This is a genomic window from Liquorilactobacillus uvarum DSM 19971, assembly GCF_001434935.1.
GTDB classification, from domain to species: Bacteria; Bacillota; Bacilli; order Lactobacillales; family Lactobacillaceae; genus Liquorilactobacillus; species Liquorilactobacillus uvarum.
Genome location: NZ_AZEG01000009.1, coordinates 1 through 21,791 on the forward strand (window position 1 = coordinate 1; position 21,791 = coordinate 21,791).

The 21,791-nt window shown below is 36.2% G+C and carries 18 protein-coding genes and 1 tRNA gene; 13 read left to right on the forward strand and 6 right to left on the reverse strand.

The features are described 5' to 3' along the window. Positions 1–193: 193 nt before the first annotated feature. The 3 genes from FD20_RS05825 to helD form a co-directional block, all read right to left on the reverse strand. Positions 194–787, reverse strand: coding sequence for a sigma-70 family RNA polymerase sigma factor (locus FD20_RS05825; protein WP_057736655.1), 594 nt, complete (start codon positions 785–787; stop codon positions 194–196). 337 nt (positions 788–1,124) lie between these two features. Then, positions 1,125–1,197, reverse strand: a tRNA-Thr gene (locus FD20_RS05830). A gap of 88 nt (positions 1,198–1,285) precedes the next feature. After that, positions 1,286–3,568 carry an RNA polymerase recycling motor HelD gene (gene helD / locus FD20_RS05835; protein WP_057736657.1) on the reverse strand — a complete coding sequence of 761 codons (2,283 nt, stop codon included), beginning with the start codon at positions 3,566–3,568 and terminating at the stop codon, positions 1,286–1,288. Positions 3,569–3,933: 365 nt separating this feature from the next. Here helD and trpS point away from each other — a divergent pair, with 365 nt between their 5' ends. Beyond that, positions 3,934–4,950, forward strand: coding sequence for a tryptophan--tRNA ligase (trpS, locus tag FD20_RS05840; protein WP_157060862.1), 1,017 nt, complete (start codon positions 3,934–3,936; stop codon positions 4,948–4,950). A gap of 53 nt (positions 4,951–5,003) precedes the next feature. Then, positions 5,004–5,939 (forward strand): Ppx/GppA phosphatase family protein, encoded by a 936-nt coding sequence (locus FD20_RS05845; protein ID WP_057736661.1) that lies wholly within the window; start codon positions 5,004–5,006, stop codon positions 5,937–5,939. Between the two features lie 229 nt (positions 5,940–6,168). Here FD20_RS05845 and FD20_RS05850 read toward each other — a convergent pair whose 3' ends face one another. Beyond that, positions 6,169–6,954, reverse strand: a complete 786-nt coding sequence (locus tag FD20_RS05850; RefSeq protein WP_057736663.1) for a substrate-binding periplasmic protein — start codon at positions 6,952–6,954, stop codon at positions 6,169–6,171. Positions 6,955–7,072: 118 nt separating this feature from the next. Here FD20_RS05850 and FD20_RS05855 point away from each other — a divergent pair, with 118 nt between their 5' ends. The 9 genes from FD20_RS05855 (at position 7,073) to ispE (ending at position 16,091) form a co-directional block, all read left to right on the forward strand. Next, positions 7,073–8,350, forward strand: a complete 1,278-nt coding sequence (locus FD20_RS05855; protein ID WP_057736665.1) for a hydroxymethylglutaryl-CoA reductase, degradative — start codon at positions 7,073–7,075, stop codon at positions 8,348–8,350. Beyond that, entirely contained in the window at positions 8,337–9,293 is a 957-nt protein-coding gene (locus tag FD20_RS05860; protein ID WP_057736667.1) for a hypothetical protein, read from the forward strand. Before FD20_RS05855 ends, FD20_RS05860 begins: the two co-directional genes overlap by 14 nt. A 22-nt stretch (positions 9,294–9,315) precedes the next feature. Continuing rightward, positions 9,316–10,011, forward strand: a complete 696-nt coding sequence (locus tag FD20_RS05865; protein ID WP_057736669.1) for an NAD-dependent protein deacylase — start codon at positions 9,316–9,318, stop codon at positions 10,009–10,011. 195 nt (positions 10,012–10,206) lie between these two features. Then, positions 10,207–12,225, forward strand: a complete 2,019-nt coding sequence (gene metG, locus FD20_RS05870) for a methionine--tRNA ligase (RefSeq protein ID WP_057736671.1) — start codon at positions 10,207–10,209, stop codon at positions 12,223–12,225. A 251-nt stretch (positions 12,226–12,476) separates the two neighbouring features. Further along, entirely contained in the window at positions 12,477–13,247 is a 771-nt protein-coding gene (locus FD20_RS05875; RefSeq protein ID WP_057736673.1) for a TatD family hydrolase, read from the forward strand. A 1-nt stretch (position 13,248) separates the two neighbouring features. Beyond that, complete coding sequence (rnmV, locus tag FD20_RS05880) at positions 13,249–13,821, forward strand: ribonuclease M5 (protein ID WP_057736675.1); 573 nt, start codon at positions 13,249–13,251, stop codon at positions 13,819–13,821. 43 nt (positions 13,822–13,864) lie between these two features. Next, complete coding sequence (gene rsmA / locus FD20_RS05885; RefSeq protein WP_057736805.1) at positions 13,865–14,707, forward strand: 16S rRNA (adenine(1518)-N(6)/adenine(1519)-N(6))-dimethyltransferase RsmA; 843 nt, start codon at positions 13,865–13,867, stop codon at positions 14,705–14,707. Positions 14,708–14,799: 92 nt separating this feature from the next. Further along, positions 14,800–15,039 (forward strand): Veg family protein, encoded by a 240-nt coding sequence (locus FD20_RS05890; protein WP_057736677.1) that lies wholly within the window; start codon positions 14,800–14,802, stop codon positions 15,037–15,039. A gap of 173 nt (positions 15,040–15,212) precedes the next feature. Beyond that, on the forward strand, positions 15,213–16,091 hold the full coding sequence (gene ispE, locus FD20_RS05895) for a 4-(cytidine 5'-diphospho)-2-C-methyl-D-erythritol kinase (protein ID WP_057736679.1): 879 nt from the start codon (positions 15,213–15,215) through the stop codon (positions 16,089–16,091). A 333-nt stretch (positions 16,092–16,424) separates the two neighbouring features. On the opposite strand, the gene argH is transcribed toward ispE, so the two are convergent. Further along, positions 16,425–17,807, reverse strand: a complete 1,383-nt coding sequence (gene argH / locus FD20_RS05900) for an argininosuccinate lyase (protein WP_057736681.1) — start codon at positions 17,805–17,807, stop codon at positions 16,425–16,427. Further along, a complete protein-coding gene (locus FD20_RS05905; RefSeq protein WP_057736683.1) occupies positions 17,804–19,045 on the reverse strand; it encodes an argininosuccinate synthase in 1,242 nt (413 codons plus the stop codon). Before FD20_RS05905 ends, argH begins: the two co-directional genes overlap by 4 nt. A gap of 545 nt (positions 19,046–19,590) precedes the next feature. On the opposite strand from FD20_RS05905, the gene FD20_RS05910 reads away from it, so the two are divergent. After that, a complete protein-coding gene (locus tag FD20_RS05910; protein WP_057736685.1) occupies positions 19,591–20,769 on the forward strand; it encodes an aminotransferase class I/II-fold pyridoxal phosphate-dependent enzyme in 1,179 nt (392 codons plus the stop codon). Positions 20,770–20,790: 21 nt separating this feature from the next. Beyond that, positions 20,791–21,777 carry a D-2-hydroxyacid dehydrogenase gene (locus FD20_RS05915; protein ID WP_057736687.1) on the forward strand — a complete coding sequence of 329 codons (987 nt, stop codon included), beginning with the start codon at positions 20,791–20,793 and terminating at the stop codon, positions 21,775–21,777. The last annotated feature ends 14 nt before the right edge of the window (positions 21,778–21,791 follow it).

Genomic DNA, 21,791 nt, shown 5'->3' on the forward strand with positions numbered 1-21,791 from the left:
GCCGATAGTAGTTGGGGGATCGCCCCCTGCGAGGGTAGGTCGTTGCCGTGCAAAATAAAAGAATCTATTACTGTTAATTGGTAATAGATTCTTTTTTAGTGAATTTGGCACTAAACTTTTGTTTGAAATAAGTCAACAGTTTATTGCTTAAATTAGAAGTAGGCTTCTTTTTTCTGATGTTTTTAAGAACAACTTACATATCACCAAATCGTGCAGCGAGTTTTGCTCTGCTGCGGGACATTGCACGATGAACCCGGGTACGGGACAAATTCAGGTCTGAACAAATATGTTCAGGTGTGTAATGTTCAAAAACAAGTAAATTGAAAATAGAGTACTCCATTTCGGACATACTTTCTGACATGGACAGGATTATTTCTTTCGACAAAATTATTGCTAATGAATTGGGATAAGGCAGATCTGATTTAGAAACAAAATCACCTTGTGTTTCTAAAAGTTTATCAAAAGATTCAGCGTACCTGTCACTCATTCTCTTTTTGGCACTTTCCTTGCGTAATAGACTGCAGTAACGGTTAAGCAAACTTCGCTGAAAAAATTTCCCAAATGAAACATTAGTCGAACTGTCATAGGCTAGTGCGGCTTGATAGCAAACTATCCGAGCTTCTTGGATTAGATCTTCATTTTCTTGAAATCTAAAATGGTAACGTTTGGCAGCCTTATTGACTAAAGGACGATATTTATCAAAAAGCTCTTTAAAAGAAACGCTTTCATTTTTAGCCTTAATAGCGCTAATCAATGAGTTATCTTGGTCGGTTGATACGTTTTTCATTTTTTAATCCTCCACCTAGTTTAGTTTTTGTTTCCATTAATTAATATACCGGTTTTGGTATAAAAAAAAGGGAAGTACGTTATAAAAGTTAAAAAATATCCTAAAAAATTATTTAAAAAAATGATTTGTTTTTTTGATTAGGATTTAACTTAAAATGAAAGATGCGATTTTTATATGATGTTTCAAAATGTCTTTGAATAAATAAAAACTATAAAAATAAGCGACATATCAATAAATTTGATATGTCGCTTATTTTAAAGAAACTGTTATTGGGTTAATACGCGTAGTTAGAAGAGATTTTCGCTTAAAAATTTATTTTTGTACTGCTAAGATAATAAGCCACTTACCGGATTTGAACCGGTGACCCCCACCTTACCATGGTGGTGCTCTACCTGCTGAGCTAAAGTGGCATTGAATTGTTACCTTAGATAGTATATTATATCGTAGTTTTAAAATCAATAACAATTCAAAAAAAATTGCTCTGGATGATAAGCCTTTTTAGTTTTTATACGGTAAAATTACTTGGTGCTCAACTGAGAAAAGCTTAGTAGGAACTTTTTGAATCAAAGGGGATACATCACCAATGCTTAGTAGAACGAGTTCATGCATAGCACGTGAGCAAATCGTGTATAGAGTACCAAGTGAATGCTCATTTTGATAATTATGAGCTGATATATCATAAGCAATCACAGCATCAAATTCAAGACCTTTTGCCAGATAAATAGGTAATATCAAAACACCTTGAGGTACAGCTCTAGCAGTATTATCAATGAGAGTTACGGGACGAATTGAATGAATCTTACGATAGATCTGTTTGCATTCTTCCATACTATTAGTAATAATAGCGATTGTGGAATTTGAGTTAAGGAGTTGAGCTATTTGTGTATTGATTTTTTTGATTGCATCTGAGTAGTCATTGGCCAGTAAGACTTTCGGAACTTTGCCTGGACGGGTAAAGGCCTGAATTTTATTACCATCAGGAAGCATCGCCTTAATAAAATTCGTGATACTACTTGTTGAACGATAACTTTTATTTAATTGGATGATGCGAGCCTTTTTGACGTTAAGTGTTTTTTTCAGATTGCTCAAGAACTCTGCAGGTTCTTGAATATCTGAAAAGAGTGCTTGTTCACTATCGCCTAGTAATGTGAGCTTAGCCTGTGGAAAAGCAAATTTAAGATATTTCAATTGTGCTAATGAATAGTCTTGGATTTCATCAATAAATAAATGGTGAATTTTTTGATTTTGTCCACCTCCAGTCAATAGATCTCTTAGATAAAGTAACGGGGCACAGTCAGCTAAGGAAAGACGGTGAATTTCAAGTTCCGCATTGAATGAAATTTCAGATCCACGCAAATTTTTCATTAGAAAAGCAGAGTACTGACGGTAAACATCAAGAAAATAATTATTATAAATTGCATCATAGACTGTCCTAAATCTATCTTTTACTATTTTGAGGGCTAAATAGTTTTCCTCTTCAGCCACTTCCCCGAAGCGGGAACGTTTGTAATCAGAAATTAATGTGAAATACTCTTCATCGTTAAGACTATCAATTCTCTCTAGAACCCATTTTTTTCGCGTTTCTTTGGCAATTAACAATTTCAACTTTTTTATAAGCAGGTTTTTTGTTTCAAAAAAACGTTGTGAGGGGGACATAGCATCTGGGAGAGAAGCGTAGGTTGCTCTTATTAATTCTTTATCGAAAATAACTTGGTCATCTAGCATGATATCAGTAAACTGAAAGTCATCAGTTTTTAAATCATGGATATAATTTTTTATTTTTTCCATAAATGAAGCAGTTTCTTTTTCTTGTTTATATTTATGCTCTTCTTTAGATGGAAATAGTCTTTTTTCATAACTATCAAATAATGTTTCGACATTCAAACCTTCAAAACGCTGTGAAAAGAATTCAGCTAAGGTAACTTGTCGCATGTTGCGCTCGCCTAAACTTGGCAAAACTTCAGAAATATAATGACTGAAAAGAAGGTTAGGTGAAAAGAGCACAAATTGGTCGGCGTTTAGTTCACTTCTGCTATGATATAGCAAAAAAGCAATGCGTTGAAGAATAGCCGAAGTTTTTCCACTGCCAGCTACTCCTTGAACAAGGAGCAAATCGCTTTGTGTATCACGAATGATAATATTCTGTTCCTGTTGAATGGTGGCAACAATATTTTTCATATATTCATCACTGGCACTACCAAGTATTTCTTGTAGAATGTTGTCACCAACTGTTTCATTAGTATCAAACATATTTTTTATTTGTGCATTTTGAATTAAAAATTGGCGTTTTTTGAGCAGGTCGGTTTCTTGTTTGCCACTTGGAGCATCATAACTGACTTTGCCTAAAGTACCGTTATAAAAAATACTTGATATGGGTGCGCGCCAATCGTAAATCAAAAAATTTTGCTTCTCGTCAACAAAGGAAGAAATGCCAATGTAAAGTGTTTCTGGTGTCTGTTCATCTTCATCAAGAATATCTACCCTTCCAAAATAGGGTGATTTTTCAAGATCATTCAATGTGGTTAACTGCCCTTTAAGGATAGTTTCTGTTTCAACATTTTTAGCAACCAATTGTTTTTGCTGCTGAACTTCAGCATTTGTTTCAATGCGATCATCAATTTCAAAAGTGTTTATTTTTGCATTTTGAACGTAATTTTTTTCAACTGAAGATGTTTCTTGATGGGCTTTTAAATATTCTTGCTCTTTTTTCTTAAAGGATTTTTTGATTTTAGCTACAACATTATCAACTCGTCTTTGTTCTTGCAGACGTTCTTTATCCATACTTAAGCCCTCCTGATTTTATTTTCATAGGAAGTAATACTAACACACTCTGTATCTTACGACAATTATTTGAGAAACGTTGTTTGATTACAGTATCTCCTGATTTTGACTTTAGGATTTTTGTTGGGTACAATGGTGTTATTGAAACACGCAGATTGAGTAGTCAGATTACCTCAAGAGATGTGTTGTTAGCTGAAAGACACAAAAATCTGATGAATTGGAACTGCATAGAAGAAATAAGTATAATTGAATAAGAGCTCAAGTGGCAGGATTATCCTGCAATTTAGGTGGTACCGCGGTGAAAAAATCGTCCTATTGCTAGGTGGCAATGGGTCTTTTTTTATATTTATAATTAATGGAGGAAAATTATGAAAAAAGTTATTTTAACAGGTGATCGTCCAACTGGAAAACTGCATATCGGACATTATGTTGGTTCACTAAAAAATCGAGTTGCACTACAGAATACAGGTGAATATGATCCTTATATCATGATTGCGGATCAGCAGGCACTGACAGATAATGCACGTGATCCCGAAAAAATACGCAATTCATTGATTCAAGTGGCTTTAGATTATTTGGCTGTTGGAATAGATCCAGAAAAGTCAACGATTTTTGTTCAGTCACAAATTCCAGCCCTGACAGAACTAACAAGTTATTACTTGAATCTAGTCACAGTTTCACGTCTTGAAAGAAATCCTACTGTTAAGGCTGAAATTCAGCAAAAAAACTTTGAACGTTCTATACCAGCAGGCTTTTTCGTTTATCCAGTTAGCCAGACTGCTGATATTACAGCATTTAAGGCGAACCTTGTTCCAGTTGGTGATGATCAAGAACCAATGATTGAACAAGCACGTGAAATAGTCAGGAGTTTCAACACGATCTATGGAAAGGACATCTTGATTGAACCCGAAGGTATATTCCCTCCTAAAGGGGAAGGTCGTCTGCCAGGGTTAGATGGAAATGCTAAGATGAGTAAATCACTAGGGAATTGCATTTATTTATCAGATGACGCTGACACCTTACGTAAGAAAGTTATGTCAATGTATACCGATCCTGGACACATTCATGTTGAAGATCCGGGGAAAATTAAAGGAAACATGGTCTTCACCTATCTTGATATTTTTGGAACTGACAAACCTAAAATTGCCGAATTAAAACAGCATTATCAAGAAGGCGGATTAGGGGATGTTAAAATCAAGCGTTACTTGAATGAGGTTTTAGAAAATGAATTTGCGCCGATTCGAAAAAGAAGAGCAGAATTTGCCCAAGACATACCTGCTGTATATGACATTTTAAAAAGGGGCAGTGAGAAAGCAAACGAAGTGGCTGAGAAAACATTGGAAGAAGTTCGAAACGCAATAGGGGTAAATTATTTTGACTAGATAAACTGCGTGTGGCAAAGTAAGATTTGAGGAGAAGTTTGGAGGGAAGTACGTTGGAAAATTTGGTTATTCTTGACTTTGGGTCGAACTCAGCACGTTTAGCGATTAATCGCATTTCCGCTGATGGAAATTTTAAAGAGATAAAACGGATCAAAGAAACAACTCGTTTGGCCGAAGGTATGGGACAACAGAATAGTACAAAAAAAATGCTTGAACCGAAAGCAGTTGAACGCACTTTGAATGCGGTCAGGTATTTTATTAAAGTATACCAGAACTATCCTCATAGCAAAGTGTGTGCAATTGCAACAGCAGCTGTTAGAGAAGCTGAAAATAGTGCCTTTTTCTTGCAGTCTGTAAAAGCATTGACGGGTGTTGATGTCAAAATTCTTTCAGGTCAGGATGAGGCTTATTATGATTATCTTGGTGTCGTTAATTCTCTGCCACTCAAAGACTGTCTTATAGTGGATATGGGTGGCGGAAGTTGTGAAATAATCTTAGTTAGAGATAGAAAAGCACAACATTTGACATGTATTCCTTATGGAGCAATCAGTTTGACTGAGCGTTTTGGGGCTGAAAAAGTAATGAATGCGCAACAACTTTTTAAATTTCAAAATTTTGTTCAGGAACAGTATCAGAAGTTGGAATGGTTAAAACAAGCTCATGGCGTTCCAATTGTACTACTAGGTGGTTGCAATCGAACTGTTGCTCGTATCCAGAAAAGAAGGTTGCATCAAAGCAACCTTGAACAAATTCATGGTTTCAAAATTCCGCGAAAGGATTTTACAGATGTCTACACTGACTTATTAGGAAAAAATAGACGAGAACGGAAGACTATTAGTGGAATGGAACAGAATCGCGCAGATATTATCTTAGGTGGAATGACACCTATTGTCATGTTGCTTCAAGTTTTGCAGAGTTCCAATGTTGTTTTTTCTGAAAGTGGCGCTCGTGAAGGTTTTATGCACACTTTTCTTAAGCAACAGAATTGATTTTTTTATTAAGAGTAATTTGGGATTAGAAAAAAATCCATTAGAACATATTGATGTGCTAATTATGGTTTAAATTAAAGGAGCTGTGACAAAATTTTGCTTTTTGTTACAGCTCCTTCAATTATATATGAATTGTTTTAGCCAAAATTTACATCGTTTGCTGAGATTTTTCTTGAATAAGAAGCTGTTTAAACTATTATTATCTCGCCTATATCATTAAGAAGACCGGTTACTGTTTTGACCAATCTTGATTAAAAAACTTTTGTGAAAGCTTAGCAAGTGTACCATCTTCTTCAAGTGTCTTTAGACTGGTGTTTATTTTGTAGAGTAGTGTTTTGTTGGTTGATGTGATTCCAAATATTTTCTGTGAGACAATTGGCGGGAAAGGGGCGTTTTTAGATAGCTCAGCTGAGAGAAGTGGCTCTTTTTGTAGAGCAGCTGAATAAGCATAATCACTCATGACTGCAGCTCTAACTTTTTTTTCAAGAACTGCATGCAACATTTTCTGTGACTGTGAATAGCGGGAGAATTTTATATGTTTTCCCTGCAGTGTTGGAGGTACGTTTAAATGATTCGAAAGTGCGATTCGGTAATTTACCAAATTGTCCAAGTCACTTATTTTGTGATCTGATAAAGTGATCAGCACATTCGGTTGGTATAAATAAGTATCGGTCTTGTAATAAGAATCTTTTTTTAATGCAGCAGGGCTCTGATTTAAAAAGAGTAGCTGAATTTTTCCATGTTCGAACTTACTGTATAATCGTTTACGAGAACCAGTAATGAATCTGGCTTGCATATTATTTTTTTTAGCAATTTTTTTGGCAAGTTCGATGTCAAAACCAATTAACTGTTTTTTTTGATTATGCCAACTATAAGGTTTATTTTGGGAAACGACACCGACAAGTAAAACACTTTTTTGGGCTGGTTCAGAATTAAAAATAAGTTTTGTGGCAAATGTTAGACCTAAAATAATGGAAACCGCAGCTATAATAAAGTATCTATATTTTTTACGCATAATCAGCACGCATTCATTAATGGTGCCTACCTCCCTTTTATACTTTAATGATTCTAATATTATTATATAATGAAGGACAGATAATTACACCCTAATGTATTCTTAGAGGAGAGAGCAAATGAAAGGCTTGAAAAAATTTTATCGTAAAACGTTACAGGAGCGTTGGGATGTTTTACAGGATAGAAAAATACTGACGAATGAACAAATCAAGTGTTTGAAAAGGACAACAGATGCAACTGAACTAGGAAATTCAATGATTGAAAATTTTATAGCTAACTATTCAATTCCAGAGGGAGTAAGCTTCCATTACTTAATCGATGGACGAGATTATATTGTTCCTATGGTAACGGAAGAACCATCGGTGATCGCTGCCAGCAGTCATGGGGCTGGTTTAATTAAAAAAGCTGGTGGCTTTAAGACAAAAATCAAACAGCGATTAATGTTGGGGCAAATAATTCTTGAAGATTTTCAAGATTTTCAAGAATTGAGAGAAAAAATTGATCACGAGCAGGCGTCACTTCTTAGGATAGCCAATGAAGCTCATTATTCACTGATTAAACGTGGTGGCGGGGCAAGATGGATTCGATGTAGAAAATTGGCAGATGATTTGATGTCTATTGATTTAGCTGTAGATGTACAAGAAGCAATGGGAGCGAATATGCTCAATACAATGTTGGAAGCAGTAGCGGATTATGTGCGAAAAGAATTTAGTCAAACTGTTTTAATGAGTATTTTGTCTAATTATGCTACTGAATGTCTAGCAGTTGCTGAATGTAGTATGCCACTTTCAAATTTGAAAAAAGAAAATTTTACAGGTGAAGAAATAGGCCATAAAATAGTCCAGGCGAGTCGAGTTGCTCAACTTGATCCTTATCGTGCGGCGACACATAATAAGGGTATTATGAATGGTATTGATGCAGTTGTTCTGGCAACTGGAAATGATTGGCGTGCAATTGAAAGCGGAGCACATGCTTTTGCCGCTCGTGATGGTCTGTATCGAGGCCTCAGTCAATGGACAATAGTCGGCGGTCAGTTGAAGGGGCGGATTGAACTACCTTTGCCAGTGGGAAGTGTCGGAGGGTCTATCGGAATTTTACCGCTAGTCAAAGTCAATCAAAAAATTTTAAATGTAAAAAGTGCTGAAGAACTAGAAAGGATAATTGCTTGTGTAGGCTTAGGACAGAATTTGGCTGCATTGTATGCTCTAGTTTCAGAAGGAATTCAAAAGGGGCATATGAGACTGCAAACAAAATCACTGGCAATAGCTGCTGGGGCTAAGGCTGATGAAATTCAACAAGTTTTAAGTATGATGAGTAAGACCAAAGGGAAAAATTTAGCAGCTGCTAAAGCGGCAATAAAAGAAATTAGGAGGAATAAACAACATGAGAGAAATTGAATTAAATGAAGCAGCAAAAAAAGTAATTGCTGAATTAAAAGAGATTTATCCTGATGAGTTAAAGATTAAGTATCACGATAAAAAAGCTGGTTTTTTAAGACATGATCAAGCGCAACAGTATTTGCACGATGGCAAAATGGTAATAGAAGTAAACGATGTAACAGAAGCAAATTATACAGTTTCACATGAGTTACTGCATTTGCTATTGCTGTTCAAGGGTGCTCCACAAATCTCGTTTAATATTACAACTGGTAGTGAAGAATTGGACAATAAAATAATGGCAACTGGAATGGAACTTTATGATACAGTTTTGCATTTTATTGTGTATCGGCAACAAAAAGAGCGCGGATTAATCAATGAAAAGGTTAAAGAACTATATTTTAAAGGAGTCTTGGCAACACTAAAACCAGAGCCTTCAGATCATACTGATGAATGGATGGTTTTAAGGACATTGACACTATTGGATACATTAGTCTTTTTCAGGGATGAAGAGGGGCATATCTTACCTAAATTAGAGAAATTATATCCACGAACATTTACCGCCGCCCAAAGAATTTATAAGGCATTAACAGTGAAGAATATTAGCTCAGCCTTTGAAATAAGAAGGGCAGTTGTCAAAGTATTTCGTTTGTTTGATCAGCAATTAGAGCAATGGAAAATGTCGCAGATGAATCTACAGAATTTTGTGACCTTGACGGTTGTTCTGAGTAAAAGGCAGAAACGATTGGAAGTGCGGCAGTTATTTTCTATTTTTCATTCTGAATTACATGAAAATCTACAAGACACAACTGCGTATATCGGCATTTCAAAAGCTGATCAGCAAAACACTTTCGTTTTACCGACACCTCGAAGTAAAAAAACGGAAGATGAGTTTAAACGTATCTATGCGATGCCAATTGGGGAATTTATGGATGAGCTTGCAATACCTTATTTAACACGTTGAACCGTTGTTAGGAGGATAGTTAATGATAGATTTACAAAGAATGCTGGATAATGCGCGTAATATTGTTTTCCTAACGGGTGCCGGTGTCTCGACCCCCTCTGGAATACCCGATTATCGATCTAAGAGAGGTTTGTATGCACAAACGTCAAATCCAGAATATCTATTAAGCAAAACCTGTTTAAGGAGTGAACCGTCAACTTTTTATAACTTTGTAATGAAACAGATGTACTATCCAGAAGCTCAACCAAACGTTATTCATAAGAAAATAGCTGCTGCTTCGCACATCTACCATGCGAAAGTAATTACACAAAATGTTGATGGATTGCATGCAAGTGCTGGAAGCGATGATGTGCTGGAATTCCATGGAAATCTATACCATGTGTATTGTCAAAGATGTGGGGAAAGTGTAAATTATCGCGACTATCTGAAGAGCATGATCCATCAAAAGTGTGGTGGAATACTCAGACCAGATATTGTTTTGTATGAAGAAGCAATTGATCAAAAACTGCTTCAAAAAGCAATTAATATACTAGCAGGAGCTGATCTGATTATTATTTGTGGAACTTCATTGCTTGTTTATCCATTTGCTGGCTTAATTCAATACCGTTCCTCCAAAGCAAAAATAGTAGCGATTAATCGCGAAAAGATTGCTCTTCCGCCTGATGGGAAAATGATTCTTGAAGATGCAGCGCTGGTATTTTCAAATTTAAATATTTGAAGAGCTAAATGGACTTAAGAGTGCATTTAGATGATACCTAAAAGAACTTGGACTATTAGCTTTTTACACAAATCAATGCTTGAAAATATGATATACTTACAGTAACTAACAAAAAATAAAAATGACTTAAAGTACAGAAAAAATATAGATATTAAAGAACCAAAAATTATAGTTGGGTTGAAGGGGATTAATCTAATGGGTGAAAAAAAGACATTTTATATAACTACTCCGATTTATTATCCGTCTGGGAAATTACATATTGGAAATTCTTACACGACAATTGCTTGCGATGTTATGGCACGTTATAAAAGATTACAAAATTTTGATGTTTTTTTCCTCACGGGTACCGATGAGCATGGGCTCAAAATTGAACAAAAAGCTGAAGAATTAGGTACGACGCCTAAGGCCTATGTAGATAAAATGGCGGCAGGTATTAAAAAACTTTGGAAACTTTTAGAAATTTCGAATGATAAATTCATTCGGACAACGGATGATTATCATGAAAAGGCTATTCAAAAAATCTTTCAGGCACTGCTAGACAAAGGAGATATCTATCTTGGTGAATATGAAGGCTGGTATTCTGTTTCTGACGAGGAATACTTTACTGAATCGCAGTTAGCTGAAGTTTATCGTGATGAACAGGGAAACATTACTGGTGGGAAAGCACCCTCTGGTCATGAAGTTGAATTGGTTAAAGAAGAGTGCTATTTCTTTAAAATGAGCAAGTATGCCGACAAACTCGTAAAATACTATGATGAGCATCCTGATTTTATTGTTCCGAGTTCACGCAAACATGAAATGCTTAATAATTTTATAAAACCTGGTCTTGAAGATTTGGCTATTACACGTACAACTTTTAATTGGGGGGTCAAGGTACCAAGTAATCCTAAACATGTGGTTTACGTATGGATCGATGCTTTGTGTAACTATATCACAGCCTTGGGTTATGGAACTAAAAATGAAGATTTGTTTAAGAAGTATTGGCCGGCTGATATTCAAATGGTTGGAAAAGAAATTGTACGTTTCCATACGATTTATTGGCCAATCATATTGATGGCACTTGATTTGCCGCTTCCTAAGCATGTCATTGGGCATGGCTGGCTTCTGATGAAAGACGGTAAAATGTCTAAGTCAAAGGGGAATGTTGTTTATCCGGAGATGTTGGTTGAACGTTATGGCCTTGATGCATTGAGATATTATTTGATGCGCGTTGTTCCATTTGGAAATGATGGTGTCTTTACGCCAGAAGATTTTGTTGAACGTATCAATTATGATTTGGCAAATGATTTGGGCAATCTTTTAAATAGAACGGTTGCTATGATCAATAAATATAATGGTGGCGTTGTTCCCTCGTTGGGCGAGAACAAAAACCACTTAGAGTTTGATGCAGAATTGGAAACAAAAGCAGCAGAAATAGTAGAAGTTTATAAAAAAGAAATGGACTCGGTTCACTTTTCAAATGCTTTGGACGCTATTTGGCAATTTGTTAGCCGGACAAACAAGTATATCGACCAGACTGAGCCTTGGATCTTGGCAAAAGATGCAGAAAAGAAAGCTGAATTGGATAGTGTTCTGGCCCATTTAGCAGCTAGTTTGCGTGTGATTGCAATTTTATTGCAGCCTGTTATGACGCATGCACCTAAGGAAATTTTCAAGCAGTTAGGTCTGTCTGCTGACAATATGAACATTGAAAAAGTGGAATTTAATGATTTTCCAGAAGATGTTCAAGTTATTGCTAAAGCAAAACCAATTTTTCCACGGTTGGATGTTGAAGAAGAAGTTGAATATATTAAATCTAAAATGACAAAAAATGATAAGGTAAAGGGCCGTAAGGCGCTCGCTGAAGCCAAGCAAAGTAATTCGGCATCATTGAATTTAACTAAAAAAGAAATCCGATTTGACAAGTTTGAAAAGGTTGAGTTGAAAGTTGCCGAAGTTTTACAAGTTGAGCATGTCAAAGGTGCTGATAAATTATTGAAATTCCGTTTAGATGCTGGAGATAAAGGGGATAGACAAATTTTGTCGGGAATTGCTGAATGGTATCCTGAACCAGAAACCCTTGTTGGTAAAAAGGTCATTATCGTTGCTAACTTGCAGCCGCGCAAGATGCGTGGGGAACTCAGCCAAGGAATGCTTTTATCTGCTGAATATGGAGATAAGGTCAAACTAATAACTGTTGATAACTTTATTCCAAATGGTTCTTTAATCAGTTAGTCAGTGCGGCCCATGCTGGGAATCCTTGAGTATGCTGAACAGCAAGTTGCTTATGTTTTGTTTTGCCGATAAGCACTTTGCATTTAGGGTACGAAAAATGTTTTTGAGAATACATTAACGTTAAAAATTCGAGATAAACTCAAGGGGCCATGACAAAATTTCCGTTTTGTCACGGCCCCTCTGGCTTAACTGTGCTTTGAAATGATAGTTTTGTATTTAGGCTGATATTTTTGGCCTATGGAGGAAATAAAATGAAAATTTTTGACTCACACACACATATCAATGCTCCTCAGTTTAAAGGAGAAGTTGCTGAAGTACTTCAAAGAGCACAGGCGTTGGATGTGGTTAAGATGCTCGTTATAGGCTATGATAAACCAAGTACAGATTGTTTGTTCTCTTTGATGGAGCAGTACAAGGGAATTATTTACGGGGCAGTGGGCTGCCATCCAGAAGATGCAGCTCACTATAACGATAACCTGATAGAATATTTAAGGGGAAAATTGCACCATCCTCAAATGCGTGCTTTAGGTGAAATTGGATTGGATTATCATTGTGACACACCGCGTGAGATACAAAAAGAAGTATTTAGATCTCAAATTAATCTCGCTAAAGAGTTGGACCTGCCTATTAGTGTCCATAACCGGGATGCTTTCAAGGACGTTTATACAATCCTAAGAGAGTCGGGTATTAAGCAAGTGGGTGGTATTATGCATAGTTTTAATGGGAATGCTTTTTGGGCACAAAAATTTTTGCAGTTAGGTATGTCGTTATCTTATAGCGGTGTGATTACTTTTAAAAACGCTGCCGATGTGCGAGAGGCATTTATGGCTACACCGCTTGAACGGGTATTAGTAGAAACGGATGCACCTTATCTCACACCAACGCCTTACAGAGGTAAGAAAAATGAACCTGGATATACTCGTTATACACTTGAATATTTGGCTCAAATTAGAGGCATAACTAATGAAAAGTTGGCTGCTATTTCCTATCAAAACACAAAAAAAATATTAAGGATCAAGTAATATGAATAAAATTAAAGAAGTAATTGTTGTTGAAGGCAAGGATGATACCAAGAGAATAAAATTAGCTGTTAATGCGGATACATTGGAGACAAGGGGTTCTGCTATTAGTGATGAAACACTTGAACAGATAGCTCAACTACAAGAGACAAGAGGTGTTATTGTCTTCACTGACCCTGATTTTTCGGGTGAAAAAATCCGTAACATCATTACACGTGAAGTTCCAGGTGTGAAGCATGCTTTTTTAAATAAAAAAGATGCTGTACCGCACACTAAAGGCAGCTTAGGTGTCGAGCATGCGTCTCTTGATGTGATTCGCGAGGCACTTGCACATTTGTATACTGAAATAACAGACGGGGAGCCCCTGATTTCACGTGAAGATTTGATGATGTTGGGACTGACATCGGGACCGGAAGCTAAAAAGAAACGTGCTCTTTTAGGTGAGATTTTAAAAATAGGTTATACCAACGGCAAACAACTGTATAACAGATTAAATTTATTTCAAATAACACCTAAGCAATTAGAGGAGGCTATGTTGCAAATCAGAAGAATGGGGGAGAACAGAAGTGACAAATAATGATAGACCAGATATTGCATCACCAGTTAGAACAAGGGCAATCATGGAGACATATGGCCTGAACTTTAAAAAAAGTTTAGGGCAGAACTTTTTAACAGATGTTAATATTTTAAAGAAAATTGTTGATGCCGCAGGGGTTGATGAAAATGACGATGTGCTCGAAATTGGGCCGGGAATTGGTGCACTGACTGAACAAATTGCTAAAAGAGCGCATAACGTTTTAGCTTTGGAGCTTGATGACCGTTTAATCCCAGTTTTGGCCGAGACTTTAGAACCATATGATAATATTCAAGTGGTTAAACAGGATGTACTTAAGGCTGACTTGAAGCAGTTACTGTCAAAACATTTTGATGGACAGCATCATGTGAAAGTTGTGGCTAATTTACCATATTACATTACGAGTCCTATTATTATTCATCTTCTTGAAACAGGGCTTTCTTTCGATTCAATTGTTGTTATGATGCAAAAGGAAGTTGCCGAACGTCTTGGCGCACATTCAGGTACGAAAGCCTATGGTTCGTTGTCGATTCGGGTACAGTATCAGATGAATGTTAAAGTCGCTTTTATTGTACCTAAAACAGTTTTTGTCCCACAACCTAAGGTTGATTCTGCGATCGTTATTTTAAGTCCCAAAGAAATACTTGCATTGCCTAAAGATGAACAATTCTTTTTCAAAGTAGTTAAAGGATGTTTTCAGCATCGACGAAAGACGATTTGGAATAATCTGCAATCCTTTTTAGGCAAAAAGAAAGTAAATAAGGAAAAATTGCAGCAGATGCTTTTGGAACTTGATGTCTCTCCCAAAACAAGAGCAGAAAACCTCTCAATTGACGAGTTTGTTCAATTGGCTAATAAAATTATCGAACTTAAAATCATTGAAAAATAATTATTTTTTAATTGAATTATAGTGGCTTAGTGTGGTATAATTGCTTTTTTTGTGAAACAATGTTATGATAGTTTCACAGAGGGGTGAAATCCATGCCAATAACATTAGCTACCATTAAAGAAAAACTTGATGATTACGTGGGGAAGAATTTAACGGTCGTCGCGCAAGCTGGACGTAAGAAGACTATTAGGCGACATGGAATCTTACGCGAAACATTTCCAGCTGTGTTCGTGGTTGATTTAAATCAGGATGAAAATGCATTTGAACGTGTTTCATATAGTTATACGGATGTGCTCACTAAAAACATCGAACTTGATTTTGAGAAAAGTTAAAGTTCAGTGTTATCATTGAACGTAAAAACTTATTGTTTGTCGGTTTTTATTGAAGCCTAGCTGGTTAATGATGCGTGGCTTTTTTTGTTTGTCAAAAAAATGTTTGAGTTTTTCTTTTCAAGTAATGACGTTTTTAAGTATAATGATATTAAAACGTTTGAGTAGGTGACCGGATGGATATTTTAGAAAAAGCCCCCGCCAAGATCAATCTGTGTTTAGACACTCCATTTCGCCATCTTGATGGAAGCCCAGAGTGGCGTATGGTGATGACTTCAATCGATTTATCTGACTATGTGCATATTGAAACCAGCAGTGCTTTAACAGGTATTTCAATAGAAACTGATACTGGATTTCTCCCGAGTGATCATCGTAATTTGGCTTATAAGGCGGCTAAAGAATTACAATGCTTGTTTAATATTTCTGAGGGTGTGCATATCAATATTAAGAAGAATATACCTGTTGCCGCTGGGCTTGGCGGAGGATCTTCGGATGCTGCTGCAGTTTTGCGTGGCTTGAACCAGGTTTGGAATTTAAAACTTTCCTTGTGTGAATTAGCCAAAATAGGTTTGAAAATAGATTCAGATGTTCCTTTCTGTGTTTACAGCAAAACTGCACTGGTGGAAGGAAAGGGTGAACTAATTACTCCGTTGGATGAATTGCCACCTTTTTGGTTGGTGGTTGCTAAACCGCATGAGAGTGTTTCTACACCATCTATTTTAAAAAAAATATCATATGAAAAAATAGAACATCCAAATGTTGATAATGTGGTAGCGGGCATTAAAAAGGGAAATTTAGCAGAAATTTGTAAATGGATGGGAAACGCACTTGAACCAATAACCGTAAAAGAAATTTCGGAGATAAATAAAATTAAACAGAAGATGTATGATTTCGGTGTCCAAGCAGCTCAAATGAGCGGTAGTGGGCCGACAGTTTTTGGGGTTTGTGCTAAGTATTCGCGGGCACAACATGTTTACAATAGTCTCAAAGGCTTTTGCAATGAAGTGTATATAGTTCATCCATGCAGCTTGGAAAAGTCCTTTGAGCATAGATGATTTGTGAAAGAGAAGCTGATTAGTTTCAAAAAGCAATTATCTGAGAGAATATATTTGAAAAATCAAGCAAAATTGTGGCTTTCATCTTTTTTGTGGGGAAAGTTCAGTATGCAGTTTTTGGATATAAAGTAACGATGAAACATAACATAGTAAAGAGTGATAAACTTTGAAATAGATGCAAAATAAGCTCACTCTAATGTTGAACAACTTAGCGTTCATGGTTCTGCAGATAAATTATAAAGTTAAAACAAGGAACTGTATCAAAAGATATCTTTTGATACAGTTCCTTGTTTTTGCTTCTGAATTTTTAGTGTATTCGGAGGATGGCTGTTATTAGAAATCCAGTTCTTTTTTTGCGTTTTTTATCTGCTTATTGACTTCATCAAAACCAGTGCTGCCGGCTGAATGACGTCTTTCAACAGCAGTTTTAGATTTCAAGTCTTCATAAACATCTTGGCCTATGAGAGGAGATATTTTTTTGAATTCTTCCAAAGGAATGTCTTGCAGATTAAAGCCATTCTGTGTTCCCTTAAGGACAAGTTTACCAACGATTGCGTGAGCTTCTCTGAACGGAATACCTTTATTTGCTAGATAATCTGCCAATTCTGTCGCATTGGAGAAATCATGTTCAGTGGCGTGTGCCATCTTTTCTTCGTTAACTTTTAGCGAAGAAAGCATACCTGTAAAAATTTTTAGACTAGGAACGATTGTTTTGATTGTATCAAACAATCCTTCTTTGTCTTCTTGCAAGTCTTTATTATAGGCTAAAGGCAATCCCTTTAGAGTTGTCAACAAGCCTAAAAGATGTCCAAAAACACGACCACTTTTACCGCGAATTAATTCGGCCATATCAGGATTCTTTTTTTGTGGCATAATTGAACTGCCTGTTGAATACTCGTCACTCAGTTCGATGTAATTGAATTCATATGAGCACCATAAGATAATCTCCTCACAAAAACGCGACAAGTGCATCATTAAAATCGAAGCGTTACTAAGAAATTCAAGAACAAAGTCACGATCTGAAACGGCATCAAGCGAGTTGGCATAAATATCTTTAAACTTCAGCTCATCAGCAGTAAATTGACGATTAATCGGAAAAGTTGTTCCCGCAAGCGCAGCTGCTCCTAAGGGGCTTAAATCAGTATGTTGCTGATTGAACGAAAAACGTTCAATATCGCGTTTAAACATTTGATAATAAGCCATCAAGTAATGACCATAGGAAATTGGCTGTGCATGCTGAAGGTGAGTATATCCAGGCATTATCGTATAAACATTTTCTTCTGCTTTTTCTATAATTACTTTTTGCAATTGAATCAAGACGCCTATTATTTCAGGAAGACGATGTTTGAGATACAAATGTAAATCTGTTGCTACTTGATCGTTACGGCTTCGTGCAGTATGCAGTTTGCCAGCGACAGGACCAATTTTTTTTGTTAAGATACTTTCGATATTCATATGAATATCTTCATTTTCTACGGAGAAAGTCAATTTTCCCGTGTTTAATTCTAGCTGCAATTCTTGCAAACCGGCAACAATTTGATCAGCATCTGTCGCATTTAAAATCTTTGTATGTTTAAGCATCTTAACATGTGCCAAAGAACCTTCTAAATCTTCATGTGCCATTAATTGATCAAATGAAATCGATGCACCAAAAGCATCTATCCACTCAGCACTTTCAGTTGTAAAACGCCCACCCCATAATTTTTTGGTACTCATTGCTTAACACCATCACTTGTGGTATTTTTTTTTGCAGTTTTTTTATTTTGGGCTTGAACTTGTGCATAAACTTGTGAGGGAAGTCCCCATAATTTGATGAATCCAGCAGCAGCCTCTTGATCAAATTCATCAGCAGATGTGTAAGTAGCAAGGTTTTTGTCATATAGTGAATTTGTTGATTTCCGTCCTTCGCAGATAGCATTTCCCTTAAATAGTTTAATTCTAACTACACCGTTAACATCTTTTTGTGATTCTTTCAAAAATGAAATTAAAGCTGGCATTAATGGCGAGAACCATAAGCCATTATAGATGATTTCACTCAATTTTTGTTCAATAACTGGTTTGAAATGAGCTAAATCGCGTTCACTGGTCAAGTCTTCCAAATCCTTATGGGCTTTGATTAAAACTGTAGCAGCAGGACATTCGTAAACTTCACGTGATTTAATTCCAACTAACCGATTTTCAATGTGGTCAATTCTGCCAATTCCATGTTTTCCGGCAATCTTGTCAAGTGTCATAATCAACTCAGCTAAGGAATAATATTCACCATTCAAAAATGTTGGTACACCTTTTTCAAAAGTAATTTCAATTGTTTCAGGTTCGTCCGGTGTATCCTCAATAGCTATAGTCCGATCATATGCATCTTCTGGGGCACTCTCCCAAGGATCTTCTAAAATGCCACATTCATTAGCTCTACCCCAGAGATTTTCATCAATTGAATAGGGACTCTTTTTATTAATTGGAACAGGAATATTGTTGTCTTGAGCATATTGAATCTCTTCTTCCCGAGACCAATGCCAATCTCTGATTGGATCTTCAATCTTTATATCTGGTGCTAAAGCGTGGATGCCAACTTCGAAACGAACTTGGTCGTTTCCTTTTCCAGTACATCCGTGAGCAATGGCTGTTGCTCCATACTGCTTTGCAACACCAACCAATTTTGAGACGATCAGAGGACGTGATAACGCAGAAACCAGTGGATACTTGTTCTCATAGTAAGTATGTCCCTGTAATGCAATTAATGCATAGTCTTGCGCAAATTCTTCTTTAGCATCGATTGTAATTGATTCAACGGCGCCCACATCAAAACCCTTTTGCTTAATTGCTTCTAAATCTTTTCCTTCACCTACATCAATGCAACATGCAATAACATCGTATCCCTTATTTTTTAACCACGCGATTGCAACAGAAGTATCCAAACCACCCGAATATGCTAATACAACTTTTTCGTTTGCCATTTATATGACCTCCAAATACTTTTTTTGATTGATAAAACAATAACATTTATATTCATAAAATGCAACAATATTTGTTAAATATACTTAAAAAATGTCTAAAATGGTTTTTTATTCATTTTAAAGTGAATAAAAGCTAAAAAAAAAACAATTAACTATGAAAAAGCAGAATTTTTTTTACATAATTTACAAGTTTTTCAGTTGACAGCTTAAAAATGATAAGTTATATTGTATTTATTCAATTTTAAGGAGTTTTTAATTATGCACAAGCAAAGTAGACTCGAACAACAATTGAATACTTTTTATTACTTTTGGTTTTTTCACAAGTGTTTGTAGTTTATCCGAGGATGAGGTGCAAACACGTATGCAAAACGTATTTGCGCCTGTGAGGAGAACGAAAGTTTGTTTGCTAACTAGAAATCAAACAAAGCCGCACAGATGTAATCATAGTCTGGCGGCTTTTGAATTATGCATGGTAAAAGTTTAAGCCTAAGGACTATTGATGGTCCTTGGGCTTTTGTTGTTTAATAAAGAAAGGAAGTTTTTTTGTGAATTCATTGGCAGATAGTATGAAAAAAGAATTGCAATTCTTAAAGCCCTCAGACATTCGGGCTTTTGACGAATTTGCTTCTCAAATTCCAGACATTATTAAATTTACGATGGGAGAACCTGATTTTGCTACACCAGAACATATTAAGGCAGCAGGTATAGAAAGTATAAATAATAATCAGACTCACTATGCGCCATCAAATGGAACAATAAGATTACGTGAAGCAGCAAGTGATTTTTTGAACAAAAAATATGAACAAAATTATGATCCAAAAGATGAAGTTATTATTACAAATGGTGCAACAGAGGCAATATATACAAGTTTAACTTCGATTTTGAATCCAGGTGACAAAGTTATTATTCCAACGCCCATTTTTCCATTGTATATAGCTATCACTATATTGAATCAAGCAACGCCCATTTTAGTGGATACATCCAAGAACGATTTTAGATTGTCTCCTGAAATGCTTAAAGCTGCATTGGATGAACATGGAAGTGCAGTTAAGGCGGTTGTTCTTAATTATCCATCTAACCCTACGGGAGTAGCATATCGTCAAGATGATTTGGATGAACTTGCTAATGTTATCCGAGGAAAAAATATATTTACGATATGTGATGAGATTTATAGCGAACTGACTTACGAAGAAAAACATGTATCGATGACAAAAAGTTTAAGAGAACAAACTATTTTAATCAATGGAGTTTCCAAATCACATGCGATGACTGGATGGAGAATCGGAGTGATGTGTGCACCGCGTGAAATAACGAATGAACTAAGCAAGGTGCATCAATTCACGGTTACAACAACGTCAACTATGACACAGGCAGCTGCTGCGGAAGCCTTCAAAAATGGTTTTGAAGATGGGCCTAAAATGAGGGATAAATATCGAGAACGAAGAGATTATCTGTATGCTGAAATGACAGAAATGGGTTTTGAATGTGCGAAACCGGAAGGTGCATTTTACTTATTTGCCAAAATACCTGACGGGTTGATTCAGGATGATAAAAAATTCATTTATGATCTAGCTTCTAAAGCAAAAGTTGCCGTTATTAGTGGAAGCAGCTTTGGACCTGGCGGGGAAGGATATATCCGCATCAGCTATGCAGCAAGTCTTGAGAGCATCAAAACGGCAGTTGGACGGATCAAAAAATATGTCAAAACTAATAAACAACGTTAAGAATAAAGGGAGATTACTGAAATGAAGATCCTAATGTTAAGTGTACGTGATGACGAACAGAAAGCGATTAAAGAATGGTCGCAAAGAAATAACATTCAAGTTGATACGGTTGAGTGGGATTTGCATGAAAATACGGCTGTAAAAATTGTGGGATACGATGGGCTGGTTATTCAACAAAGAAGCAAGGTTGAAGCAAGTGTTTATCCTATCTTAAAAAAGGCAGGTTTAAAACAGATTTCAACAAGGACTGCAGGATTTGATATGGTTGACCTTGATGCGGCACATGAAAATGGTCTGCAAGTAACGAATGTTCCTGCTTATTCACCAAGATCTGTAGCTGAATTGGCGCTTACACATACAATGAGATTAATTCGCAATCTTGAGATATTTGACAAAAGAATTGAAAAACAAGATTATCGCTGGGCTGGTCTGCAGGCTAAGGAAGTACATTCTTTGACGATTGGAATTATCGGAGCGGGACGAATTGGTGCAACAACAGCGCGTTTATTTAAAGCACTTGGTGCAGAAGTAATAGCCAACGATTTAAAAGAGCGGACGGATCTAAGGGACATTGTGACATACAAAAGTAAGGAAGAAGTCTTAGCTGAAGCAGATGTTGTTTGTTTACATGTTGATTTAAACGAGACAAGTTATAAATTGATTGATGAAAAGGCATTATCGCTTATGAAACCAACAGCATTTCTTGTTAATGAGTGTCGTGGACCAGTTGTGGATACAGATGCACTTATTAAAGCTTTAGAACAAAAAAAGATTGCAGGTGCGGCACTTGATACACTGACTGGTGAGGAGAATTTCTTTAATTTTGATCTGCAAGGTAAACAACTACCAAGTAAGCAATTAATAAAATTGCGTGAGATGGATAATGTAATTGTCACTCCGCATATTGGTTTTTATACGAATATTGCTGTTAAGAACATGGTCGACATTAGTTTAGATGATGTTTTAACTATTTTAAAAGGCGAACACTGTGTCCATCAAGTATCCTGAATGGAGTTTTGTAA